Source organism: Pseudonocardia thermophila, from assembly GCF_900142365.1.
In the GTDB taxonomy this organism is placed as follows: domain Bacteria; phylum Actinomycetota; class Actinomycetes; order Mycobacteriales; family Pseudonocardiaceae; genus Pseudonocardia; species Pseudonocardia thermophila.
The window spans coordinates 23,502-45,460 of record NZ_FRAP01000019.1 but is presented as its reverse complement, the minus strand read 5'-3'; the positions used below and the strand labels follow the sequence as shown (position 1 = coordinate 45,460).

Genomic DNA, 21,959 nt, shown 5'->3' with positions numbered 1-21,959 from the left:
CGACAGGGGTCATCGAGTTGCCCATCACGGTCCGTGGTCTCGTCCGCGCGCCGCTCGTGGAGGTGGCGGCGCTGGCCGCCTGCGTCGCGGTGGGCGCGCTCGCCGTGGTCCTGCTGCCGCACGATCCCGTCGGCGTCGGCGTGCTGCACCACCTGCCGGCCGACCTGGCCGTCGTCGCGGCCGCCCTGCTCGCCGCCGCGGCCGGTACCAGCGGGAACCCGCGGACCCGGCTCGTCGCCGCTGCCGTCGCCGCGTACGTCACCGTGCCGCTGCTGCTGCGCGGGGTGCCCGGCGAGGTGGAGCAGTTCTGGCTGCTCGCCGCCAGCACCGCCGCGCTCGGGTCGGTCGGCCTCCTGGCGCTGACGCTGCGGACCGCGGTCCCCCGCCCCGACCGCGCGCCGCTGCTGATCGGCGGGCTCGCCACCGCGTTGCTGATCGCCGTCGTCGTGGCCCGGGCAGTCGCCCCGGATGCGCCGCCGTCGTCCTGGCTGGTGCTGGGTGCGGGGATGCTGGCCTGGTCCGGCGCCGGTGCGGTCGGCATGCTCGTCACCGTGTCCGGCACGCTGCACGGCCGGGTGCTGCCGCGCCGGGTCGGGGTAGCGTTCGTCGCGCTCGCCGCCGCGCACGCGATCGCGCTGGTCTCCGGCACCGCACCCGGCGCCGTCGACGGGCCCGTCGGGCAGGCGCTGCAGCTCGGCGCCGCGCTGCTGTTGGTCTGGGCCGCGGCCGGGCACCTCGCCGCGACCGTGGACGGGGTGCGCGACCGGCTCGCCGCCGCCGACGCCGCGCTCGCGGCCGCCGCCGACCGCGAGGAGGAGCTGCGCGCCGCCGTCGCCGCCCTCCCCGGGCCCGAGGCCGGTGAGCTGCGCCGCCTCCTCGACGAGCGCGAGGACCCGCCCGACGGTGCCGCCGTGGCGCCGCTGCTGCGCGATCTGGCCGTCGTGCACCGCTCGTCCGGGCTCGCGGTGGACCTCGACGTCGATCCCGACCTGCGGGTCGGCATGGACCACTGGGCACTCGGCCAGGTGCTCACGAACCTGCTGGTCAACTGCGAACGGCACGCTCCGGGGGCGCACGTGTGGCTGCGCGCGCGCCGGGAGAACGGCCGGGTCCGGCTCGAGGTCGCCGACGACGGCCCCGGCCTGCCCGAGGGCGCGGCCCCCGAGGTGCTGCGCAGGGACGGACACGGGCTCGCCACCGCCGCGGAGATCGTCAACCGCTACGGCGGCACGTTCACGCTCATCTCGGCCGAACGCGGCTGCATCGCCGCGCTGGAGCTGCCCGTGCAGCGGATCGGCTGAGCGCTACCCGCGATCCTCGCGACCGTCCTCGGGATCGACCCCGGGCTCGTCCTCGAGCGCCTCACGCACCGCGAGCAGCTTCGCCGCGGCTTCGCGCACCTCGGTGTCGGGATCGGACTCCGCGACGATGCCGCAGCCCGCGTACAGCCGCGCGTAGCGCCCGTCCAGCTGGGCGCAGCGCAGCGCCACCCCCAACTCACCGTCGCCCTCGGCGTCGACCCAGCCGACCGGACCCGCGTAGCGCCCGCGGTCCATCGACTCCAGCTCCGCGATCAGCGCGACCGCCGCCTCGCGCGGGGTGCCGCCCACCGCGGCCGTCGGGTGCACGGCCTCCGCGAGCAGCAGCAGCGAGGCGGGCGACTCCGCGGGCAGTGTGCCGCGCACGTCGGTCGCCAGGTGCGACACGTTGCGCAGCTCCACCACCGACGGCACCTCCGGCACCTCCAGGGAGGCGCACAGCGGCCGCAGCGAGTCGGCCAGGGAGTCCACCGCGAGGGCGTGCTCGTGGCGGTCCTTCGCCGAGGCCAGCAGCTGCTGCGCCACCCCCTCCGCGTCGGCCGCACCGCCCTCGCCCAACCAGCTCGTGCCGGCCAGCACCCGCGCCGACACCGTGCCGCCGCTGCGCCGCACCAACAGCTCCGGCGTGGCGCCGACCAGCCCGTCCACCGCGAACGACCAGCACGTCGGGTAGCGGCGGGCCAGACCCGCCAGCAGGAACCGGCCGTCGAACGGGCGCTCGGCGACCGCCAGCAGATCGTGCGCCAGTGCCGCCTTCGCCAGCTCACCGCGGCTCATCCGGCGGGCGGCCTCGGCGACCGCGGAGCGGTACCCGGCCACTGTCATCTCGCCGTCGGAGTAGCGGATCGGGCCGGACGGCTGCACCGGGCTGACCGACCACACGGCCGACGGCCCGTCGCCGGAGAACTCGGTGATCCAGCACACCCCGCCGCGGCGGCCGACGACCACTCGCGGCACCACGAGCACCGAACCCGGCGAGTCGTCGGCGAAGGTGAAGCTGGCGAACGCGAGCGGGCCGGTGCCCGGCACCCCCACCTCGTCGGTCACGTCCAGCTTCGCGACGAAGCGGCGCCACCACGCGTCGGCGTCGGCGAACCGCGAGGCCCCGGCACCGGTGAACCGCGCGACCTCGCCCCACCCGACGACACCCTCCCCCTCGCGCAGCCAGCACAGGGGGTTCTGCGCGTCGGGGAGCAGGTCGAGGAGCCGTCCGGGCTCCTCGACGAGCCGCGTCCGGACGCCCAGACCGGCGGGTAACGGGGCGGTCGTCACGTCACCGAGGGTATGAGGACGAGGGCGCGCCTGCGCGTCCACCCCACGAGGCGCTGACCACAGCGGCGGCCCGGTCCCGGCTAGAGTCACGGGCCGTGACCGGGACACCGCAGGCGGGCCCGCCCAGCGCGGGCGCCACCGTCACGAAGCTGGCGGACGAGTTCGCCGACCTCGTGCGCCCGGTCGTGCGCCTGTTCCGGGCCAGGGCCGCGGAGTTCGTCGCCGGGCTCGCGCTGCTGATCACCGCACTGGCCGTGTTCGCCGTCGCCGGCGCCGCGGTCGACGACCGCAAGATCGAGGCCAACCTCGCCGTCGCCCAGGCCGAGGTGCTCGAGGGCTCGTCGTTCACCCGCACCCTCGTGCGCTTCACCACCGCCACCGGCGAGACCGTCGTCCCGGCCGACGGGGTGGCCTACCCGCGCGGCACGCAGATCGGGGAGACGATCTTCGTCGAGTACGACTCGGCCGATCCTGACCTCGTGCGGGTCGCGGGGCGCACGGCGCTGAGCCAGTCGGGCCCGCTGGCGCTGGCGGTGCTGGTCACGTGGGTGCTCCTCGGACCCCTCGCGTGGTGGTTGAAGCGCAAGCGCGGCACCGCTGCGTAGCACTGCGGATGCCCGTGCCTCTTCCGGCGGGCAGGGTCGATCCCGTGTTCCCGCCCACTCCCGAGCACGCCGCGGTCGACGTCACCGGTGCAGCCGAGCTGATCGCCGCCCTGCACGGACCCGCCCCGGCCGCCGCCGTCACGACCGTGCTCGCCGCCCCGCACCGGCACCTCCCGCCCGTGCTGCACGCGCTGGCCGCGGCGCTCTTCGCCGGCGGGCACCGGGAGGAGGGCGCGACCTGGTACCACGTCGCTCAGCTGCGGACCCGATTCGACGTCGCCCGCTGCGCCGATCCCACCGTCGGCGGCGCCGTCGCGATCCTGCGCCAGCGGTACGGCGAGCCGATCAACCGCTGGACGTTCGCCGACGCGGCGCGGCTGCGGCGGATCGTGGAGCGCGCGGTCGCGTGGGACCGCGCCCACCCGCACGCCTACGACCACCGCTGGATCAACCTGCACGGCATGGGCGCGTTCGGCACGCAGCCCGACCGGCCGCTCAGCCGGCCAGAGGCGGAGTGGCCCGCCATCGCCGAGCAGGTCCGTGCGGACTACCTGACCGGCCTGGAGCAGGCCGTCGCCCGCGTGCAGGAACGGCCCGGCCCGTAGGGTCGAGGCCGTGATCCGGGCCGATCTGGACAAGGACCCCCACGCCGTCGCCGCGATGTTCGACGGGGTGGCCCGCCGCTACGACCTGACGAACACCGTGCTGACCGCGGGCATGGACCGCCGGTGGCGGGCGCTGACCCGCAGGGCGCTGCGCATCGGGCCGGGGGACAAGGTGCTGGACCTCGCCGCCGGCACCGCCGTGTCGACGGTGGAGCTGCAGCGGTCGGGCGCGTGGTGCGTCGCGGTGGACTTCTCGCTGGGCATGCTGGAGGCGGGAGCGCACCGCAGCGTGCCGCGGGTGGCCGGGGACGCGCTGAACCTCCCGTTCGCCGACGCCGTGTTCGACGCGGTCACGGTCCAGTTCGGGATCCGCAACTTCGCCGACGCGGAGCGTGCACTGCGGGAGATGGCGCGCGTCACCAAGCCGGGCGGCCGGCTCGTGGTGTGCGAGTTCTCACGTCCCAAGTGGACGCCGTTCCGCAGCGCCTACTACTTCGGCCTCGAGCGGATCCTCCCGGCGGTGGCGGACGTGGTGTCCAGCAACCCCGAGGCCTACCGCTACCTGGGCGAGTCGATCCGGGACTGGCCCGACCAGGCCGCACTCGCCCGCACGATCGCCGCCGCGGGTTGGGGCGAGGTCGCCTGGCGAGACCTCGTGGGCGGTGCGGTCGCTCTGCACCGCGCGGTGCGCACCGGGTAGACGGGTCCCCAACCTGGGTGTTTAGACTCGCCTCGGACTTCGTGAATTCCTTCACAAGGAGCCGCCAGTGGCTGCACCCGTTCCCACCACGTCCGACGGGGAGGCCGACGTCATCGTCGTCGGTGCCGGTCCCGCCGGCTCGACCGCTGCCGCGTACCTCGCGCGCGCCGGGCTGGATGTCCTGCTCCTGGAGAAGTCGACGTTCCCGCGCCCCAAGGTGTGCGGTGACGGGTTCACCCCGCGGGGGATGAAGCAGATCATCGACCTGGGCATCGACTGCTCGGAGAAGAACGGCTGGCTGCACAACAAGGGCCTGCGGGTCGTCGGTGGCGGCGTCACCCTCGAGCTGGAGTGGCCCACGCTGGCGAGCTTCCCGAACTTCGGCGCGGTGCGCCCGCGCCAGGACTTCGACGAGCTGCTGGTGCGCAACGCCGAGAAGGCGGGTGCGCGGCTGCACGAGGACACCACGATCACCGAGGCGGTGCTGGACGACGCCGGGCGGGTCGTCGGCGTGGCCGGGCACGTCGGGCGCGGCAAGGACAAGCGGCCGGTCCGCTTCCGGGCTCCGCTCACGCTCGCCTGCGACGGGGTGAGCGCACGGCTGGCGCTGTCGGTGGGCATCAGCAAGCGCGACGACCGGCCGATGGGCGTGGCGGTGCGCCGCTACTACACGAGCCCGCGCACGAACGACGACTACCTGGAGAGCCACCTGGAGCTCTGGGACCGCTCGGATCCGGCGCACCCGAAGCTCCTGCCGGGCTACGGCTGGATCTTCGGGATGGGCGACGGTACGTCGAACGTCGGCCTGGGGATCCTGTCGACGTCGAAGGCGTACGGCACCACCGACTACCGGGCGCTGTTGCGGTCCTGGCTGGACGGCACCCCGGAGGAATGGGGATACCGCGAGGAGAACGCGGTCGGCCCGGTCGGTGGGGCGGCGTTGCCGATGGGGTTCAACCGGACCCCGCACTACCGGCCGGGCCTGTTGCTGGTCGGGGACGCGGGCGGGATGGTCAACCCGTTCAACGGGGAGGGCATCGCGTACGCGATGGAGTCGGCGGCGATCGCGGCGCGGGTGGCGGTGCAGGCGCTGGCCCGCTCCGGGGCGTCCGCCGAGGCGGCGCTCGCCGGCTACCCGGCCGCGCTGAGCGACGCGCTGGGCAGCTACTACCGCATGGGCAACCTGTTCTCGAAGCTCATCGGCAACCCGACGATCATGGGTCTGGCCACGAAGTACGGGCTGCCGCGGACCACGCTGATGCGGTTCATCCTCAAGCTGCTGGCCAACCTGTACGACCCGCGCGACGGTTCGGTGAGCGACCGGGTGATCGTCGCGATGACCAAGATCACGCCCAGTCTCTAGTAAGGGTTGCCTGACTAAGGCCGGTGAGCAGCGGCTACTAGGGTCGGATCGCCGGTCGGCATATCGAAGACGAGGTGCCTGGATTGCTCGACTCCTACCTCCCTCTGGTGCTCCTGTTCGCGTTGGCCGGCGCGTTCGCGCTGTTCTCCGTGACGGCCGCACCGTACGTCGGTCCGCGGCGGTTCAACCGCGCGAAGCTGGACGCCTACGAGTGCGGCATCGAGCCGTCGCCGGACCCGGTGGTGGGGGCCGGGCGCATGCCGGTCGCCTACTACCTGACCGCGATGTTGTTCATCCTGTTCGACATCGAGATGGTCTTCCTCTACCCGTTCGCGGTGAGCGCGGACCGGCTCGGCGTGTTCGGCCTGGTCGAGATCGTGCTGTTCATCGTGACCGTCGGGTTCGCCTACGTCTACGTGTGGCGCCGCGGCGGACTCGACTGGAACTAGGAAGCTGACATGGGACTCGAGGAACACCTGCCGAGCGGCGTCCTGCTCACCAGCGTCGAGAAGCTGGTGAACTGGACCCGCAAGTCCTCGCTGTGGCCGGCGACGTTCGGCCTGGCCTGCTGCGCGATCGAGATGATGACGACCGGCGCCCCGCGCTACGACCTCGCGCGCTTCGGCATGGAGGTCTTCCGGGCCTCGCCGCGGCAGGCCGACCTCATGATCGTGGCCGGGCGGGTCACCAACAAGATGGCCCCGGTGCTGCGCCAGATCTACGACCAGATGCCCGAGCCGCGCTGGGTGCTGGCGATGGGCGTGTGCGCCTCGTCCGGCGGCATGTTCAACAACTACGCGGTCGTGCAGGGCGTCGACCACATCGTTCCGGTCGACATGTACCTACCGGGTTGCCCACCCCGGCCGGAGATGCTGATCGACGCGATCCTGAAGCTCCACGCCAAGATCATGGATGAGCCGCTGGGGACCAAGCGCGCCGCGCAGCTGGCCGAGTCGGGCCACAAGACCGAGCTGGTGCCCTCGTCGGTGAAGTTCGCGCCCGAGGAGCGGGTCGACGAGAGGCGCCGCGCCGCCCTGCTGCCGCCGCTGGAGGGGAAGAAGTGAGCAGCGACACCGAGGGCACCTCGAAGGAGTCGGCCGAGCCGACCGGCGGTGCGCACTCCTCGGCCGAGGCCGGCGGAGCCGACACCGCCGCCCACCGCGCGGCCGGTGGCGAGCCGCCCGCGGCCGGCGAGCTCGAGCAGACCGCGCCCACCGAGGGCGGTACCCGTCCGGCCGCGCCGCCGACGCGCAGCCGCAAAGGCATGTTCGGCGTGCCGGACTCCGGTGACACGAGCGGGTTCGGCGGGCTGCAGCTGCCCGGTTGGACACCCCCGCCCGCCGAGCGCCCGTTCGGCGGATGGTTCGACGAGTTCGCCGACGACTTCGCCGCCGCGCTGGACGAGCGCGGCGTGGGCCGCTCGGCGATCCAGCAGATCACGATCGACCGCGGCGAGATCACCTTCTACGTGCGGCGGGAGAAGATCGTCGACATCTGCCGCACCCTGCGCGACGACGAGTACCTGCGCTTCGAGATGTGCTCGTCGGTGTCGGGCGTCGACTACGGCGTGGACGTGCCGCAGCGGCTGCACGTCGTCTACCACCTGCTGTCGATGACCTACCGCAGGCGCATCCGCCTGGAGGTGGCGCTCGACGTCGACGACCCGCACGTCCCGTCGATCGTCGAGGTCTACCCGACCGCCGACTGGCACGAGCGGGAGACCTGGGACATGTTCGGCATCGTCTTCGACGGTCATCCCGCGCTCACCCGGATCCTCATGCCGGACGACTGGGAAGGGCACCCGCAGCGCAAGGACTACCCGCTCGGCGGCATCCCCGTCGAGTACAAGGGGGCGGAGATCCCGCCGCCCGATGAGCGGAGGGCGTACTCGTGAACGCGGAGATCCCGACTCTGTCTCGACGAGCGGAGGGCGCACTCGTGAACGGACCGGCGCGGAGATCCCGACCCCGTCCCGACGAGCGGAGGGCGCACTCGTGAGCACCCAAGACAACACGGACGTCTACGCCGCCACCGAGACCCAGACCACCGAGGGCACGGTCTACACCCTCACCGGTGGCGACTGGGACACGTTGATCGACGAGGAGCACGACGACCGCATCGTCATCAACATGGGCCCGCAGCACCCGTCCACGCACGGGGTGCTGCGCCTGGTGCTCGAGCTGGAGGGCGAGACCGTCCAGCAGGCCCGTTCGGTGATCGGCTACCTGCACACCGGCATCGAGAAGAACTGCGAGTACCGGACCTGGACCCAGGCCGTCACGTTCGTGACGCGCATGGACTACCTGTCCCCGATCTTCAACGAGACCGGGTACTGCCTCGCGGTGGAGAAGCTGCTGGGTGTCGAGGCGCCGCGCCGGGCCCAGATCGGCCGGGTGATGCTCATGGAGATCAACCGGATCGGCTCGCACCTGGTCTGCCTGGCCACCGGCGGCATGGAGCTGGGCGCGCTCACCGGTATGACGGCCGGGTTCCGTGAGCGCGAGGAGGTCCTGCACCTGCTGGAGTTCCTGACCGGGCTGCGCATGAACCACGCGTTCGTGCGGCCGGGCGGGCTCGCGCAGGACTTCCCCGAGGGCTGGTACGAGCGCGTCACCGACTTCATCGAGGTCATGCGGGAGCGGCTGCCGCAGTACGACAAGCTGCTCACCGGCCAGACGATCTGGCGCCAGCGCCTGGAGAACGTCGGCTACCTGCCGCTCGACGGATGCATCGCGCTGGGCGCCACGGGCCCGATCCTGCGCTCGGCCGGCCTGCCGTGGGACCTGCGCAAGGTCGAGCCGTACTGCGGCTACGAGGAGTACGACTTCGAGGTCCCGGTCGCCACCGAGGCCGACTGCTACGCGCGCTACCGGCTGCGCCTGGCGGAGATCCACGAGTCGCTGAAGATCATCGAGCAAGCCGCGGCGAAGCTGAAGGAGACGCCCGGCCCGGTGATGGTCGAGGACCGCAAGATCGCCTGGCCGGCCCAGCTCTCCATCGGCAGCGACGGCATGGGCAACTCGCTCGAGCACGTCCGCAAGATCATGGGCCAGTCGATGGAGTCGCTCATCCACCACTTCAAGCTGGTGACCGAGGGTTTCCAGGTACCGCCGGGCCAGGCCTACGCCGCCGTCGAGTCGCCGCGCGGCGAGCTCGGCTTCCACGTCGTCTCCGACGGCGGCACCCGGCCGGTGCGGGTGCACGTGCGCGAACCCAGCTTCGTGAACCTGCAGACGATGCCCGCGATGTGCGAGGGCGGGATGGTCGCCGACGTCATCGCCGCGGTGGCGTCGATCGACCCCGTCATGGGAGGTGTGGACCGATGACCGCCCCGGAGGGGAGCTCGCCGTTCGACGAGGTCACCCGGCAGCGCACCAAGGAGATCATCGCGCGCTACCCGCAGCCGCGGTCGGCGCTGCTGCCGCTGCTGCACCTGGTGCAGTCGGTCGAGGGCCACGTCAGCCAGGAGGGCATCCGCTACTGCGCGGAGGCGTTGGACCTGACCACCGCCGAGGTGTCCGCGGTCGCGACCTTCTACACGATGTACAAGCGCACCCCGTGCGGCGAGCACCTGGTCAGCGTGTGCACGAACACGCTGTGCGCGGCGCTCGGCGGCGACGCGATCTTCGAGCGGATCGCCGAGAAGCTCGGCGAGGACGGCAAGCCGCTCGGCCACGAGGAGACCGCAGGCGAGCCGGGCACCCCCGGATCGATCACGATCGAGCGGGCCGAGTGCCTCGCCGCCTGCGACTTCGCCCCGGTGATCCAGGTCAACTACGAGTACTTCGACAACCAGACCGTCGAGTCGGCCGAACAGCTGGTCGACGCGCTGCGGCGCGGTGAGAAGCCGGCGCCCACCCGCGGCGCCCCGCTCACCGACTTCCGCACGGCGGAGCTGGAGCTGGCCGGGTTCCACCCCGACCTCGCCGCCAGCGTGGAGGGCCCGTCCGCGGCGCCCGAGACGCTGCGCGGTGTCGAGCTGGCCGCCGAGCGCGGCTGGGCCGCACCGGCCCTGCCCGACGAGATGCCCGCATTCCCGGCGCTCCCGGAGAAGAGCTGATGACCGATCCACTGACCCCGGTGCTCACCCGCAACTGGCGGGCGGAGCGCTCCTGGAGCCTGGCGGCGTACGAGCAGGCGGGCGGCTACCGGGCGCTGCGCCACGCGCTCACCGCGCACCCCGACCAGATCATCGCGCTGGTGAAGGACTCCGGGCTGCGCGGCCGCGGCGGCGCGGGCTTCCCGACGGGGATGAAGTGGAGCTTCATCCCGCAGGGACCGGACGGTCCCGGTGCCAAGCCCAAGTACCTCGTGGTCAACGCCGACGAGGGCGAGCCGGGCACCTGCAAGGACATCCCGACGATGATGGCCGACCCGCACTCGCTGATCGAGGGCTGCATCATCACCTGCTACGCGATCCGCGCGAACTTCTGCGCGATCTACGTGCGCGGTGAGGCCCTGCACCCGATCCGCCGGGTGCGTCACGCCGTCGAGGAGGCCTACGCCAAGGGATACCTGGGCAAGGACATCCTCGGTTCGGGCTTCGACCTGGACATCGTGGTGCATGCGGGTGCCGGTGCCTACATCTGCGGTGAGGAGACCGCGTTGCTCGACTCGTTGGAGGGCAAGCGCGGCCAGCCGCGGCTCAAGCCGCCGTTCCCGGCGACGTCCGGGCTGTACGCCTCGCCCACTGTGGTGAACAACGTCGAGACCATCGCCTCGGTTCCCCACATCGTGGCGGGCGGCAGCGAGTGGTTCCGGTCGATGGGCACCGAGCAGAGCCCGGGCCCGAAGATCTACTCGATCTCCGGGCACGTGGAGCGGCCCGGCCAGTACGAGGCCCCGCTGGGCATCACGCTGCGCGAGCTGCTGGACATGGCCGGCGGGATGAAGGACGGCATCCCGCTGAAGTTCTGGACGCCGGGTGGCTCCTCCACTCCGCTGTTCACCGCGGAGCACCTCGACGTGCCGCTGGACTTCGAGGGCGCGGCCGCCGCCGGCTCGATGCTCGGCACCACGGCGGTGCAGGTCTTCAACGAGACCGTCAGCGTGCCGTGGGCGGTCATGAAGTGGACCGAGTTCTACAAGCACGAGAGCTGCGGCAAGTGCACGCCCTGCCGGGAGGGCACCTACTGGCTGGTGCAGATCCTCGAGCGGATGGTGCACGGCCAGGGCACCGAGGAAGACATCGACACGATGCTCGACATCTGCGACAACATCCTCGGCCGCTCGTTCTGCGCCCTCGGTGACGGTGCGACCAGCCCGATCACCAGCGCGATCAAGTACTTCCGCCACGAGTTCCTGGACCTGATCGCGGCGCAGCCCGCGGTCGCGCGCCCGGAGCAGCTGGCCGAGCTTTCCGGAGCCTCCGCATGACACTGGCACCCGACGAGCAGAAGGCGCCCGTCCCCGAGGGGCACGTCCGGCTCACGATCGACGGCCGGGAGGTGATCGCCCCGAAGGGCGAGATCCTCATCCGCACGTGCGAGCGGCTGGGGATCATCGTGCCGCGGTTCTGCGACCACCCGCTGCTCGATCCCGCCGGGGCGTGCCGGCAGTGCCTGGTCGAGGTGGAGCTGGGCGGCCGACCGATGCCGAAGCCGCAGGCCAGCTGCACCATGACGGTGGCCGACGGCATGGTCGTGCGCACCCAGCACACCTCGCCGGTGGCCGCGAAGGCGCAGGCGGGCGTGATGGAGCTGCTGCTCATCAACCACCCGCTGGACTGCCCGATCTGCGACAAGGGCGGTGAGTGCCCGCTGCAGAACCAGGCGATGACCACCGGGCGGGCCGACTCCCGGTTCCTGGAGAAGAAGCGGACCTTCCCGAAGCCGCTGGCGATCTCCACCCAGGTGCTGCTGGACCGCGAGCGCTGCGTGCTCTGCCAGCGCTGCACCCGGTTCTCCGAGGAGATCGCCGGTGATCCGTTCATCGACCTGCTCGAGCGCGGCGCGCAGCAGCAGATCGGCACCGCGGCGGACAAGCCGTTCCAGAGCTACTTCTCCGGGAACACCATCCAGATCTGCCCGGTCGGCGCGCTCACCAGCGCGGCCTACCGGTTCCGGTCGCGGCCGTTCGACCTGAAGTCGACCCCGGGCGTCGCGGAGTTCGACTCCAGCGGCTCGGCGATCCGCGTCGACACCCGTCGCGGCGTGGTGATGCGCCGGCTCGCCGGCAACGACCCCGAGGTCAACGAGGAGTGGCTGGACGACCGGTCCCGGTTCGCCTTCCGCTACCTGACCTCCGCGGGGCGCATCACCCGGCCGATGGTGCGCCGTGAGGACGGCGAGCTCCACGAGACGTCGTGGACCGATGCGCTCGCCGTGGCGGCCAAGGGTCTGCTCGCGGCGAAGGAGGCTGCGGGGATCGGGGTGCTGGCCGGTGGCCGGCTCACCGTCGAGGACGCCTACGCCTACGCCAAGTTCGCCCGCGTCGCCGCCGGCACCAACGACGTCGACTTCCGGGCCCGCCCGCACTCGGCGGAGGAGCTGGACTTCCTCGCCGCGCACGTCGTCGGCACCACCCCGGACCACCTCAGCTTCACCAAGCTCGAGGCCGCGCCCACGGTGCTGTGCGTCGCGCTGGAGCCGGAGGAGGAGGCGCCGATCGTCTACCTGCGGCTGCGCAAGGCGGCCCGCAAGCGCGGGCAGCGCGTCTACCACCTCGGCCAGTGGACCACCCCGGCCGTGGAGCGCACGTCGCAGTCGCTCGGCTCGGCCGCCCCGGCCGCCAAGGACAACCTCATCCCGGCGGTGCCCGGTGCGGAGGCGGCGGTTCTGCGGGATCTGCCGGCCGACGTCGTCGCGGCGCTCTCCGAGCCGGGCGCGGTGATCCTCGTGGGCGAGCGGGCCGCGGAGGTCTCCGGCCTGTACTCGGCCGTGTCGGTGGTCGCCGCCAGCACCGGCGCCACCATCGGCTGGATCCCGCGCCGGGCGGGCGAGCGCGGCGCGCTGGACGCCGGTGCGGCGCCGAACCTGCTGCCCGGTGGCCGCCTGGTCACCGACGCCGCGGCCCGGGCCGAGATCGAGAAGGCCTGGGGCCTGCCGGCCGGGTCGATCCCCGCGACCGTCGGCCGCGACACCGACGAGATCCTCGCCGCGGCCGCGATCGGCGACCTGTCGGCGCTGGTCGTCGGCGGGCTCGACCCGAACGACCTGGCCGACCCGGCCGCTGCCCTCGACGGGCTGCGCGAGGTCGGGTTCCTGGTCAGCCTGGAGATGCACACCTCGGCGGTCACCGAGCTGGCCGACGTCGTGCTGCCGGTGGCGCCGGACGCGCAGCGCGCCGGCAGCTACCTGAACTGGGAGGGCCGGCTGCGGTCCTGGGAGCCGGCGCTGGACCCGAGCGGCGTGCTGCCCGACTGCCGCGTGCTCGACACGCTGGCCGTCGAGATGGACGCCGACCTGTTCACCCAGACCCCGGCCGCCGCGGCCGGCGAGCTGGCCCGCCTCGGCACGGTCGAGCGGAAGGCGGCACCGCCCACGGTCGAGGCCGGGGTGCCGTCGGTACCGGGCTTCGGCCAGGCCGTGCTCGCGACCTGGCGCCAGCTGCTCGACGCCTCGTCGATGTCGGTCGACGAGCCGGCGCTGGCCGGCACCGCGCGGCCCGCCCTGCTGCGGGTCAACGCGGCCACGGCGGAGCGGCTCGGGCTCACCGAGGGCGCGCCGGCCACGGTCCGCACCGAGCGCGGCTCGATCACGCTGCCGGTGGAGCTGGCCGACCTGCCCGACGGTGTGGTGTGGCTGCCGGGCAACGCCGAGAACTCCCGTGTGCGCGCCACGCTCGGCGCCGGACACGGTGATCTGGTGGGGGTGTCTGCATGAGTGCGTCAGCGTTGCCCGCAGGGCTTGCGCCGGAGGCGCTGGGAGAGCACAGCATGAACGCGTGGTCTGCGGGTGCCGGCGCGTGGTTGGCGCAGGCGCAGGTCGACGGGATGACCGAGACTCAGCGCCTGCTGGCCGACGACCCGCTCTGGCTGATCCTGCTGAAGGTCGTCGCGCTGTTCGCCCTCGGCGTGGTGCTGACGCTCTTCATGATCAACTGGGAGCGCAAGGTCGTGGCCCGGATGCAGCAGCGTCCGGGGCCCAACCGGGTCGGCCCGAACGGGTGGCTGCAGAGCCTCGCCGACGGCCTCAAACTGGCCTTCAAGGAAGACATCATGCCGGTGATGGCCGACAAGCGCGTGTACTTCATCGCGCCGGTCATCTCCACGATCCCGGCCTTCGTCGCCTTCTCCGTGATCCCGTTCGGCGGCAAGGTCTCGATCTTCGGCGAGGAGACCGTCCTGCAGCTGGTCGATCTCCCCGTCGGGGTGCTGGTCGTGCTGGCCTGCAGCTCGGTCGGCGTCTACGGGATCGTGCTCGCCGGCTGGTCGTCGGGCTCCCCGTACCCGCTGCTCGGCGCGCTGCGCTCGGCGGCGCAGGTGATCTCCTACGAGATCGCGCTCGGCCTGTCGATCGTCGGCGTGATCCTCTACGCCGGCTCGCTCTCCACGGCCGACATCGTGGCCGGCCAGGAGTTCGGCTGGAACGCGATCCTGCTGGCGCCCAGCTTCGTGGTCTTCGTGATCTCGATGGTCGGTGAGACCAACCGCGCCCCCTTCGACCTCCCGGAGGCCGAGTCGGAGCTCGTCGGTGGGTTCCACACCGAGTACAGCTCGCTGAAGTTCGCGCTGTTCTTCCTCGCCGAGTACGTCAACATGGTCACGGTCTCGGCGATGGCGACCACGCTGTTCCTCGGCGGCGGGCAGATCCCGTGGCTGCCGGCGCTGTGGGACGGGTTCAACAACGGCTGGATCCAGTTCCTGGCGTTCATCGTCAAGACGCTGGTCTTCCTGTTCGTCTTCATCTGGCTGCGCGGCACCCTGCCCCGGCTGCGCTACGACCAGTTCATGCGGCTGGGCTGGAAGGTCCTGGTGCCGGGCAGCCTGCTGTGGATCCTCGCGGTCTTCGCCATCCGCACGATGCGCCAGAGCGGCTTCGGCGTGACCGGCGTGCTGATCACGGTCGCGATCGCGCTGGTGATCGTGCTGGCGATCGCGTTCGCCGTGCCCGACCGCCAGGTCCAGACCGAGCCCACCGTCGAGCTGGCCTCCGACTACCCGGTGCCGCCCCTCGATCTGTCCGTGCCCGAACGCAAGCGCCGCAAGCCGCGTCACGCGGCCGTCGACGCCCCGTCGGCGCGACCCGCCGCCGTGGGCGCATCCGCGAAGGAGAACGACGATGTTTGAGTTCTTCAAGGGCTTCGGCGTCACCTTCTCGACGATGTTCAAGAAGGTCGTCACCGAGGAGTACCCGGAGGACTTCCCGCCTGCCGCACCCCGTTACCACGGCCGCCACCAGCTCAACCGCCACCCGGACGGGCTGGAGAAGTGCGTCGGGTGCGAGCTGTGCGCCTGGGCCTGCCCGGCGGACGCGATCTACGTCGAGGGCGGCGACAACACCGAGGAGGAGCGCTACTCCCCGGGTGAGCGGTACGGCAAGGTCTACCAGATCAACTACCTGCGCTGCATCGGCTGCGGCCTGTGCATCGAGGCCTGCCCGACCCGGTCGCTCACGATGACGAACTTCTACGAGCTGGCCGACGACAACCGGCAGGACCTGATCTACACGAAGGAGCAGCTGCTCGCGCCGCTCCTGCCGGGCATGGAGGCGCCGCCGCACCCGATGCGGCTCGGCGACGACGAGCAGGACTACTACGTCAAGGGCCCGGAGCTGGCCAAGGCCGGGCACAGGTCCGATCCGGTGGGGGAGCAGGTCAAGTGACGATCGAGCTGCTCGCACAGGCACCGGCCGGCGAGGTCATCGGCCTCGGCGAGTCGATCACGTTCTGGATCATGGGCGCGCTCGCCCTGCTCGGTGCCCTCGGCGTGGTCCTCGCGCGCAACGCCGTGCACTCGGCGCTCTGCCTGGCCGGGACGATGCTCTCGCTCGCGGTGCTCTACATCATCCAGGGCGCACCGTTCCTCGGCTTCGTGCAGATCATCGTCTACACGGGCGCCGTGATGATGCTGTTCCTGTTCGTGCTGATGCTCGTCGGCCGGGAGAGCTCCGACTCCGTGGTCGAGGTGCTGCGCGGACAGCGAGTGGCCGCCACCCTGTTCGGCATCGGCTTCGCCGCGCTGCTGCTCGGCGCGGTCGGCGGGGCGCTGTTCTCCGCGCCGTCGATCGGGCTCTCGCCGGAGGACGCGGCGGGCCGCAACGTGCACAACATCGGTGCGCTGATCTTCACCGAGTACCTGTTCGCGTTCGAGCTCACCTCGGCGCTGCTGATCACCGCGGCGCTCGGCGCGATGGTGCTGGCCTACGCGCAGACCAAGGGCCGCAACAAGCGCGGCCAGCGCGCGACCGTCGTCGCCCGGCTGCGCGGCGAGCACGACCGGATCTCCCCGCTGCCCGGCCCGGGTGTGTTCGCCACCGGCAACTCGGTAGCGGTGCCTGCGCTGCTGCCCGACGGCTCGATCGCGCCGGAGTCGATCTCGTCGATCATCGACGCCACCCCGATCGAGCCCGCCGGCCAGCCGGAGCCGGACGCGCACGCGCTCACCGGCAAGCGGGACGAGGAGGAGGACCAGTGAGCCCCGCGAACTACCTGCTCCTGTCGGCGCTGCTGTTCTCGATCGGCGCCATCGGGGTGCTGGTCCGGCGCAACGCGATCGTCGTGTTCATGTGCGTCGAGATGATGCTCAACGCCGTGAACCTGTCGCTGGTGACGTTCGCCCGCATGAACGGCGCGCTGGACGGCCAGGTGATGGCCTTCTTCGTGATGGTCGTGGCCGCCGCGGAGGTCGTCGTCGGCCTGGCGATCATCATGTCGATCTTCCGTACGCGTCGGTCCTCGTCGATCGACGACGCGAACCTGCTCAAGTACTGAGAGACGAGCACACATGACTGAGCTCCCCGAGATCGGCGCCGCGACCGGCGTCGCGTCCCTGGCCTGGCTGCTGTTCGTGCTGCCGGCGCTGGGTGCGCTGGTGCTGTTCGTACTCGGGCGCCGGGCCGACCGCTGGGGCCACTGGCTCGGCGTGCTGACGGTGGTCGCGTCGTTCGTCGTCGGCCTGCTGATCTTCATCGAGACCACCGGCCTGCCCGAGGACCAGCGCACCCGCGAGCTGTCGCTGTTCGAGTGGATCGGCGTCGGCGGGCTGCACGTCGACTTCGGCCTGCGGCTCGACCCGCTGTCGCTGACGTTCGTGCTGCTGATCACCGGCGTCGGGTCGCTGATCCACATCTACTCGACCGGCTACATGAGCCACGATCCCGGCCGGCGGCGCTTCTTCGCCCAGCTGAACCTGTTCGTCGCGGCGATGCTGGTGCTCGTCCTCGGCAACAACTTCGTGATGCTCTACCTCGGCTGGGAGGGCGTCGGTCTCGCGTCGTACCTGCTGATCGGCTTCTACCAGGCCCGCCCGGCCGCGGCGACGGCCGCCAAGAAGGCGTTCGTCATGAACCGCGTCGGCGACGTCGGCCTGGCGATCGCGATCTTCCTGCTGTGGACGAACCTCGGCACGATCCAGTACTCCGAGGTGTTCGCCAGGGCCGGGGAGCTGTCGACCCCCGTGCTCGTCACGGTCACGATCATGCTGCTGCTGGGCGCCTGCGGTAAGTCCGGCCAGTTCCCGCTGCAGGCCTGGCTCCCGGACGCCATGGAGGGCCCGACCCCGGTGTCGGCGCTCATCCACGCGGCCACGATGGTCACCGCGGGCGTCTACCTGATCGCGCGGGCCAACCCGCTCTACAACCTGACCGAGACCGGCCGGCTGATCGTCGCGCTGATCGGGGTGATCACCCTGACGCTCGGGGCGATCATCGGCTGTGCCAAGGACGACATCAAGAAGGTCCTGGCGTACTCGACGGTCAGCCAGATCGGTTACATGATCTTGGCGGTCGGGCTCGGCCCGGCCGGGTACGCGCTGGGCATCACGCACCTGCTCACCCACGGCTTCTTCAAGGCCGGGCTGTTCCTCGGCGCCGGTTCGATCATGCACGCCATGAACGACACCGTCGACATGCGCCACTACGGCGGGCTCTTCAAGTACATGAAGATCACGTCGGTGACGTTCCTGCTCGGCTACCTGGCGCTGATCGGCATCCCGCCGTTCGCCGGCTACTTCTCGAAGGACGCGATCATCGAGGCCGCGTTCGACGCGGGCGGCTGGCAGGGCTGGGTGTTCGGCGGATTCGCCACGCTGGCGGCCGGCCTGACCGCGTTCTACATGACGCGGCTGGTGTGCATGACGTTCTTCGGCGAGGAGCGCTGGCGCAACGTGACGAGCGAGGACGGGCGCGAGTACCACCCGCACGAGTCGCCGTCGTCGATGACCGTGCCGATGATCCTGCTGGCCGTCGGGTCGGTCGCCGCCGGTTTCGTGCTCACCAACGGCCACCTGCTCGCCGACTGGCTGGTGCCGTCGCTGGGTGAGCTGCAGGAGGCCGAGCCCGGCACCGGCGCGCTGCCGCACTCGGTCATCCCGTGGCTGGTGCTCGGCTGCACGGTGCTCGGTGCGCTGCTCGCCTACGTGTTCGTCGGGCGCCGCCCGACCCCGGTGGAGCAGCCGCAGGAGGTGTCCTGGCCGGTGCGGGCGGTCCGCAACGACCTCTACACCAACGCGATCAACGAGGCCCTCTTCGAGAAGCCCGGTCTCGCCCTCACCTCCGCGTTCGTCGCCACCGACGACCGCGGCGTGGACGGCGTGGTCAACGGCACCGGCTCGCTGCTCACCGGCAGCTCGGGCCTGCTGCGCCGGCTGCAGACCGGGTTCGTCCGCTCCTACGCGCTGTCGATGCTCGGGGGCTCGGTCCTCGTGGTCGCGGCGCTGCTGGTGGTGCGGTTCTCATGAGCGCGTCAGCGTTCCCTGAAGGGGCCGCGCCGAGGGCGCCTGGAGATACGGCATGAGCGGAGGAATCGTGCTCCTGATCCTGCTGCTGCTCCCGCTGGTGGGGGCGGCCGTGGTGGCGTCGATGGCGGGCAACCAGCGCGCCGCGAAGCTCACCGCGTTCGCGTTCGCGATCGTCGAGCTGGTGCTCACGGCCGTCGCCTGGTTCGCCTACTCGGTGGCCGACGCCGAGGCCGGCACCCGGTTCCAGCTGGAGCTGGCGGTCGACTGGATCCCGGCGTTCGGCACCCGGTTCGCGCTCGGCGTCGACGGCATCGCGCTGGTGATGATCGCGCTGACCGCGGTGCTGGTGCCGATCGTGCTGGGCTTCTCGTGGGAGGAGAAGCTCCCCGCGGGCCGCACGGTCTCGGGCCTGATGGCGCTGATCCTGGCCACGCAGGGCCTGCTCGTCGGCGTCTTCGCCGCCACCGACGTCTTCCTGTTCTACGTGTTCTTCGAGGCCATGCTGATCCCGATGTACTTCCTCATCGGGCGCTTCGGCGGGCCGCGCCGGCAGTACGCCGCGGTGAAGTTCTTCCTGTACTCGCTGCTCGGCGGGCTGATCATGCTGGCGTCGGTGATCGGGCTGTTCGTCGTCAGCGGGCAGCGCCTCGGCCAGGGCACGTTCAGCTGGGGCGAGCTGCAGCAGCTGGCGGCGACCCTGCCGGAGTCCACGCAGATCTGGCTGTTCCTCGGCTTCTTCGTCGCCTTCGCGATCAAGGCGCCGCTGGTGCCGTTCCACACCTGGCTGCCCGACGCGGGCCAGCAGGCCCCGGTCGGGGCGGGCGTGCTGCTCGTCGGCGTGCTCGACAAGGTCGGCACGTTCGGCTTCCTGCGCTACTGCCTGCCGCTGTTCCCGCTGGCCTCGCAGCGGCTCGCGCCGCTGGTGCTGGTCCTGGCGGTGATCGGCATCCTGTACGCGGGCATGGTGGCGATCGGCCAGAAGGACCTGAAGCGGTTCGTGCCCTACACGTCGATCGCCCACTTCGGGTTCATCGCGCTGGGCATCTTCGCCTTCTCCACGCAGGCGTTCGCCGGTTCGACGCTGTACATGGTCAACCACGGCATCTCGACCGGCCTGCTGTTCATCGTGATCGGCCTGCTGATCGTCCGCGGCGGCTCGACGCTCGTCGCCGACTACGGCGGCGTGCACAAGGTGGCGCCGCTGCTGGCCGGCACGTTCCTCGTGGCCGTGCTCGCGTCGCTGGCGCTGCCGGGCACCAACTCGTTCGTCAGCGAGTTCCTGGTGCTGATCGGATCGTTCCCGCGTGAGCCGGTGTTCACGATCCTCGCGACCGTCGGCATCATCGTCGCCGCCCTGTACGTGCTCTGGCTCTACCAGCGCACCATGCAGGGCCCGCTGCGCGGCACGGCCGTGCTGGGCGCGGCCGGCGGGCCGGGCACCGTGATCGACCCGGTCGCTGCGGCGGAGAAGGGCCGCACGTCCTTCACCGACCTGGGCAAGCGCGAGATCGCCGTGCTGACCCCGCTGATCGTGCTGATCATCCTGCTCGGGTTCTTCCCCGGGCCGGTCCTCGACGTGATCAACCCGTCCGTGCAGTCCACGCTGACCGAAGTGGGTCTGGTCGACCCGGTGGGAGCCACCCGATGACCCCGCTCACCGTCCCCGAGATCAACTACGGGGCGCTGCTGCCGCTTCTGATCATCCTGGGCGCGGCGTGCATCGCCGTGCTGCTGGAGGCGTTCCTCCCGCGCCACCAGCGGTGGCCCTCGCAGGTCGTCCTGTCGGTCGTGGCGATCGCCGCGGCCGGAGTGGCGCTCGGCGTGCACGCCAGCGGCACCACCGCTGAGGACCTCACCGCGGTGGGCGAGACCAACGCCGTCACCATCGCGGGTGCGCTCTCGGTGGACCGCCCCGCGATGTTCCTGTGGGGCACCCTGCTCGCGCTCGGGCTGGCCAGCGTCCTGCTGATCGCCGACCGGTCCGTCGAGCCCGGCGGTGCGATCGTGGCCTCAGCCATGGAGCGGGCCGCGGTCGGCGGCGGCAAGCCGGTCAGCGCGGCGCCCGGCACGAGCGAGGACCGCGGCTACGGCGCGCCGGACCAGGCGCCGACGATGCAGACCGAGGTCTTCCCGCTCATGCTGTTCGCGCTGGGCGGCATGATGACCTTCGTCGCGGCCAACGACCTGCTGACGATGTTCATCGCGCTCGAGGTCCTGTCGCTGCCGCTGTACCTGATGTGCGGGCTGGCGCGGCGGCGCCGGCTGCTGTCGCAGGAGGCGGCGGTCAAGTACTTCCTGCTCGGCGCGTTCGCCTCGGCGTTCTTCCTCTACGGTCTCGCGCTGATCTACGGCTACTCCGGCACGATCCGGTTCGCCGAGATCAGCGATTCGCTCGCCACGTCGACCCGGTCCGACTCCCTGCTGTTCGCCGGTCTGGCCCTACTGGTCGTCGGCCTGCTGTTCAAGGGTTCGGTGGCGCCGTTCCACACCTGGACCCCGGACGTCTACCAGGGCGCGCCCACCCCGGTGACCGCGTTCATGGCGGCGTGCACGAAGGTGGCGGCCTTCGGCGGGATCGCCCGCGTGCTGTACGTGGCGTTCGGCGACGCGCGGTGGGACTGGACCCCGGTGCTGTGGGTCGTCGCGGTCATCTCGATGGTCGTCGGTGCGGTGCTCGGGCTCGCGCAGACCGACGTGAAGCGCATGATCGCGTACTCGTCGATCGCGCACGCCGGCTTCATCCTGCTGGGCGCGATGGCGGTCACCGAGGAGGGCGTGTCGGGCACGCTGTTCTACCTGCTCGCCTACGGCTTCACCACGATCGCGGTGTTCGGCGTGATCAGCCTGGTGCGCGACGCCGACGGTGAGGCCACCGCGATGTCGCGGTGGGCGGGGCTGGCGAAGCGCTCGCCCGTGCTCGCCGGGGTGATGACCTTCCTGCTGCTCGCCCTCGCCGGTATCCCGCTGACCAGCGGGTTCACGTCCAAGTTCGCGGTGTTCTCCGCGGCGCTCGGTGCCGGTGGGGCGGTGCTGGTGGTGATCGCGCTGGTGGCGAGCGCCGTCGCGGCGTTCTTCTACCTGCGCCTGGTCGTGCTGATGTACTTCAGCGAACCGCCTGCCGACGGACCGTCGGTGGTGGTGCCCGGGGCCTTCACGACGGTGGCCATCACCCTGGGCGTGCTCGTCACGCTCCTGCTGGGTGTGCTGCCGACCCTGGCCTTGGGATGGGCGGGTTCCGGCGGGTTCGTAGGCTAGTG

General features: G+C 71.5%; 20 protein-coding genes. 19 read left to right on the top strand and 1 reads right to left on the bottom strand.

The window, feature by feature from the left end; all coding sequences use genetic code 11:
• Positions 1-17: 17 nt before the first annotated feature.
• Complete coding sequence (locus BUE41_RS31450) at positions 18-1,301, top strand: sensor histidine kinase (RefSeq protein WP_200804062.1); 1,284 nt, start codon at positions 18-20, stop codon at positions 1,299-1,301.
• Between the two features lie 3 nt (positions 1,302-1,304).
• Here the strand turns inward: BUE41_RS31450 and BUE41_RS22510 are convergent, their stop codons facing one another.
• A complete protein-coding gene (locus BUE41_RS22510; protein WP_073459196.1) occupies positions 1,305-2,591 on the bottom strand; it encodes an isochorismate synthase in 1,287 nt (428 codons plus the stop codon).
• Positions 2,592-2,686: 95 nt separating this feature from the next.
• Here BUE41_RS22510 and BUE41_RS22505 point away from each other — a divergent pair, with 95 nt between their 5' ends.
• The 18 genes from BUE41_RS22505 (at position 2,687) to nuoN (ending at position 21,957) form a co-directional block, all read left to right on the top strand.
• Complete coding sequence (locus BUE41_RS22505) at positions 2,687-3,196, top strand: DUF3592 domain-containing protein (protein ID WP_084755631.1); 510 nt, start codon at positions 2,687-2,689, stop codon at positions 3,194-3,196.
• Positions 3,197-3,240: 44 nt separating this feature from the next.
• Positions 3,241-3,801 carry a hypothetical protein gene (locus BUE41_RS22500; protein ID WP_073459194.1) on the top strand — a complete coding sequence of 187 codons (561 nt, stop codon included), beginning with the start codon at positions 3,241-3,243 and terminating at the stop codon, positions 3,799-3,801.
• 10 nt (positions 3,802-3,811) lie between these two features.
• Entirely contained in the window at positions 3,812-4,501 is a 690-nt protein-coding gene (locus tag BUE41_RS22495; protein ID WP_073459192.1) for a demethylmenaquinone methyltransferase, read from the top strand.
• A gap of 67 nt (positions 4,502-4,568) precedes the next feature.
• Positions 4,569-5,864 carry a geranylgeranyl reductase family protein gene (locus BUE41_RS22490; protein ID WP_073459190.1) on the top strand — a complete coding sequence of 432 codons (1,296 nt, stop codon included), beginning with the start codon at positions 4,569-4,571 and terminating at the stop codon, positions 5,862-5,864.
• An 83-nt stretch (positions 5,865-5,947) separates the two neighbouring features.
• On the top strand, positions 5,948-6,313 hold the full coding sequence (locus tag BUE41_RS22485; protein ID WP_073459188.1) for an NADH-quinone oxidoreductase subunit A: 366 nt from the start codon (positions 5,948-5,950) through the stop codon (positions 6,311-6,313).
• Between the two features lie 9 nt (positions 6,314-6,322).
• Complete coding sequence (locus tag BUE41_RS22480; RefSeq protein WP_073459186.1) at positions 6,323-6,928, top strand: NuoB/complex I 20 kDa subunit family protein; 606 nt, start codon at positions 6,323-6,325, stop codon at positions 6,926-6,928.
• A complete protein-coding gene (locus tag BUE41_RS22475) occupies positions 6,925-7,758 on the top strand; it encodes an NADH-quinone oxidoreductase subunit C (protein WP_073459183.1) in 834 nt (277 codons plus the stop codon). The genes BUE41_RS22480 and BUE41_RS22475 overlap by 4 nt, the downstream gene beginning before the upstream one ends.
• A 100-nt stretch (positions 7,759-7,858) precedes the next feature.
• Complete coding sequence (locus tag BUE41_RS22470) at positions 7,859-9,190, top strand: NADH-quinone oxidoreductase subunit D (RefSeq protein WP_073459181.1); 1,332 nt, start codon at positions 7,859-7,861, stop codon at positions 9,188-9,190.
• On the top strand, positions 9,187-9,924 hold the full coding sequence (nuoE, locus tag BUE41_RS22465; RefSeq protein ID WP_073459180.1) for an NADH-quinone oxidoreductase subunit NuoE: 738 nt from the start codon (positions 9,187-9,189) through the stop codon (positions 9,922-9,924). Before BUE41_RS22470 ends, nuoE begins: the two co-directional genes overlap by 4 nt.
• Complete coding sequence (gene nuoF, locus BUE41_RS22460) at positions 9,924-11,240, top strand: NADH-quinone oxidoreductase subunit NuoF (RefSeq protein ID WP_073459179.1); 1,317 nt, start codon at positions 9,924-9,926, stop codon at positions 11,238-11,240. The genes nuoE and nuoF overlap by 1 nt, the downstream gene beginning before the upstream one ends.
• Positions 11,237-13,687: an NADH-quinone oxidoreductase subunit G gene (locus tag BUE41_RS22455; RefSeq protein ID WP_073459178.1), complete on the top strand. Its 2,451-nt coding sequence runs from the start codon at positions 11,237-11,239 to the stop codon at positions 13,685-13,687. The genes nuoF and BUE41_RS22455 overlap by 4 nt, the downstream gene beginning before the upstream one ends.
• Positions 13,688-13,797: 110 nt before the next feature.
• On the top strand, positions 13,798-15,093 hold the full coding sequence (gene nuoH, locus BUE41_RS22450) for an NADH-quinone oxidoreductase subunit NuoH (RefSeq protein ID WP_073459342.1): 1,296 nt from the start codon (positions 13,798-13,800) through the stop codon (positions 15,091-15,093).
• Entirely contained in the window at positions 15,086-15,628 is a 543-nt protein-coding gene (gene nuoI, locus BUE41_RS22445; protein ID WP_073459177.1) for an NADH-quinone oxidoreductase subunit NuoI, read from the top strand. The genes nuoH and nuoI overlap by 8 nt, the downstream gene beginning before the upstream one ends.
• On the top strand, positions 15,625-16,440 hold the full coding sequence (locus tag BUE41_RS22440) for an NADH-quinone oxidoreductase subunit J (RefSeq protein ID WP_084755627.1): 816 nt from the start codon (positions 15,625-15,627) through the stop codon (positions 16,438-16,440). The genes nuoI and BUE41_RS22440 overlap by 4 nt, the downstream gene beginning before the upstream one ends.
• Positions 16,437-16,736, top strand: a complete 300-nt coding sequence (nuoK, locus tag BUE41_RS22435) for an NADH-quinone oxidoreductase subunit NuoK (RefSeq protein WP_073459176.1) — start codon at positions 16,437-16,439, stop codon at positions 16,734-16,736. The genes BUE41_RS22440 and nuoK overlap by 4 nt, the downstream gene beginning before the upstream one ends.
• A 13-nt stretch (positions 16,737-16,749) precedes the next feature.
• On the top strand, positions 16,750-18,702 hold the full coding sequence (gene nuoL, locus BUE41_RS22430) for an NADH-quinone oxidoreductase subunit L (protein ID WP_073459174.1): 1,953 nt from the start codon (positions 16,750-16,752) through the stop codon (positions 18,700-18,702).
• 52 nt (positions 18,703-18,754) lie between these two features.
• Positions 18,755-20,350 carry an NADH-quinone oxidoreductase subunit M gene (locus BUE41_RS22425; RefSeq protein ID WP_073459171.1) on the top strand — a complete coding sequence of 532 codons (1,596 nt, stop codon included), beginning with the start codon at positions 18,755-18,757 and terminating at the stop codon, positions 20,348-20,350.
• Positions 20,347-21,957 (top strand): NADH-quinone oxidoreductase subunit NuoN, encoded by a 1,611-nt coding sequence (gene nuoN / locus BUE41_RS22420; protein ID WP_073459169.1) that lies wholly within the window; start codon positions 20,347-20,349, stop codon positions 21,955-21,957. The genes BUE41_RS22425 and nuoN overlap by 4 nt, the downstream gene beginning before the upstream one ends.
• Positions 21,958-21,959 lie beyond the last annotated feature (2 nt).

What these genes read in the sequence shown, in the direction of transcription:
- BUE41_RS22480 (WP_073459186.1), top strand. Translation starts at nt 6,323, where the DNA reads ATGGGACTCGAGGAACACCTGCCGAGCGGCGTCCTGCTCACCAGCGTC.
- nuoE (WP_073459180.1), top strand. Translation starts at nt 9,187, where the DNA reads ATGACCGCCCCGGAGGGGAGCTCGCCGTTCGACGAGGTCACCCGGCAG.
- nuoF (WP_073459179.1), top strand. Translation starts at nt 9,924, where the DNA reads ATGACCGATCCACTGACCCCGGTGCTCACCCGCAACTGGCGGGCGGAG.
- BUE41_RS22455 (WP_073459178.1), top strand. Translation starts at nt 11,237, where the DNA reads ATGACACTGGCACCCGACGAGCAGAAGGCGCCCGTCCCCGAGGGGCAC.
- nuoH (WP_073459342.1), top strand. Translation starts at nt 13,798, where the DNA reads ATGACCGAGACTCAGCGCCTGCTGGCCGACGACCCGCTCTGGCTGATC.
- nuoI (WP_073459177.1), top strand. Translation starts at nt 15,086, where the DNA reads ATGTTTGAGTTCTTCAAGGGCTTCGGCGTCACCTTCTCGACGATGTTC.
- nuoL (WP_073459174.1), top strand. Translation starts at nt 16,750, where the DNA reads ATGACTGAGCTCCCCGAGATCGGCGCCGCGACCGGCGTCGCGTCCCTG.
- BUE41_RS22425 (WP_073459171.1), top strand. Translation starts at nt 18,755, where the DNA reads ATGAGCGGAGGAATCGTGCTCCTGATCCTGCTGCTGCTCCCGCTGGTG.
- nuoN (WP_073459169.1), top strand. Translation starts at nt 20,347, where the DNA reads ATGACCCCGCTCACCGTCCCCGAGATCAACTACGGGGCGCTGCTGCCG.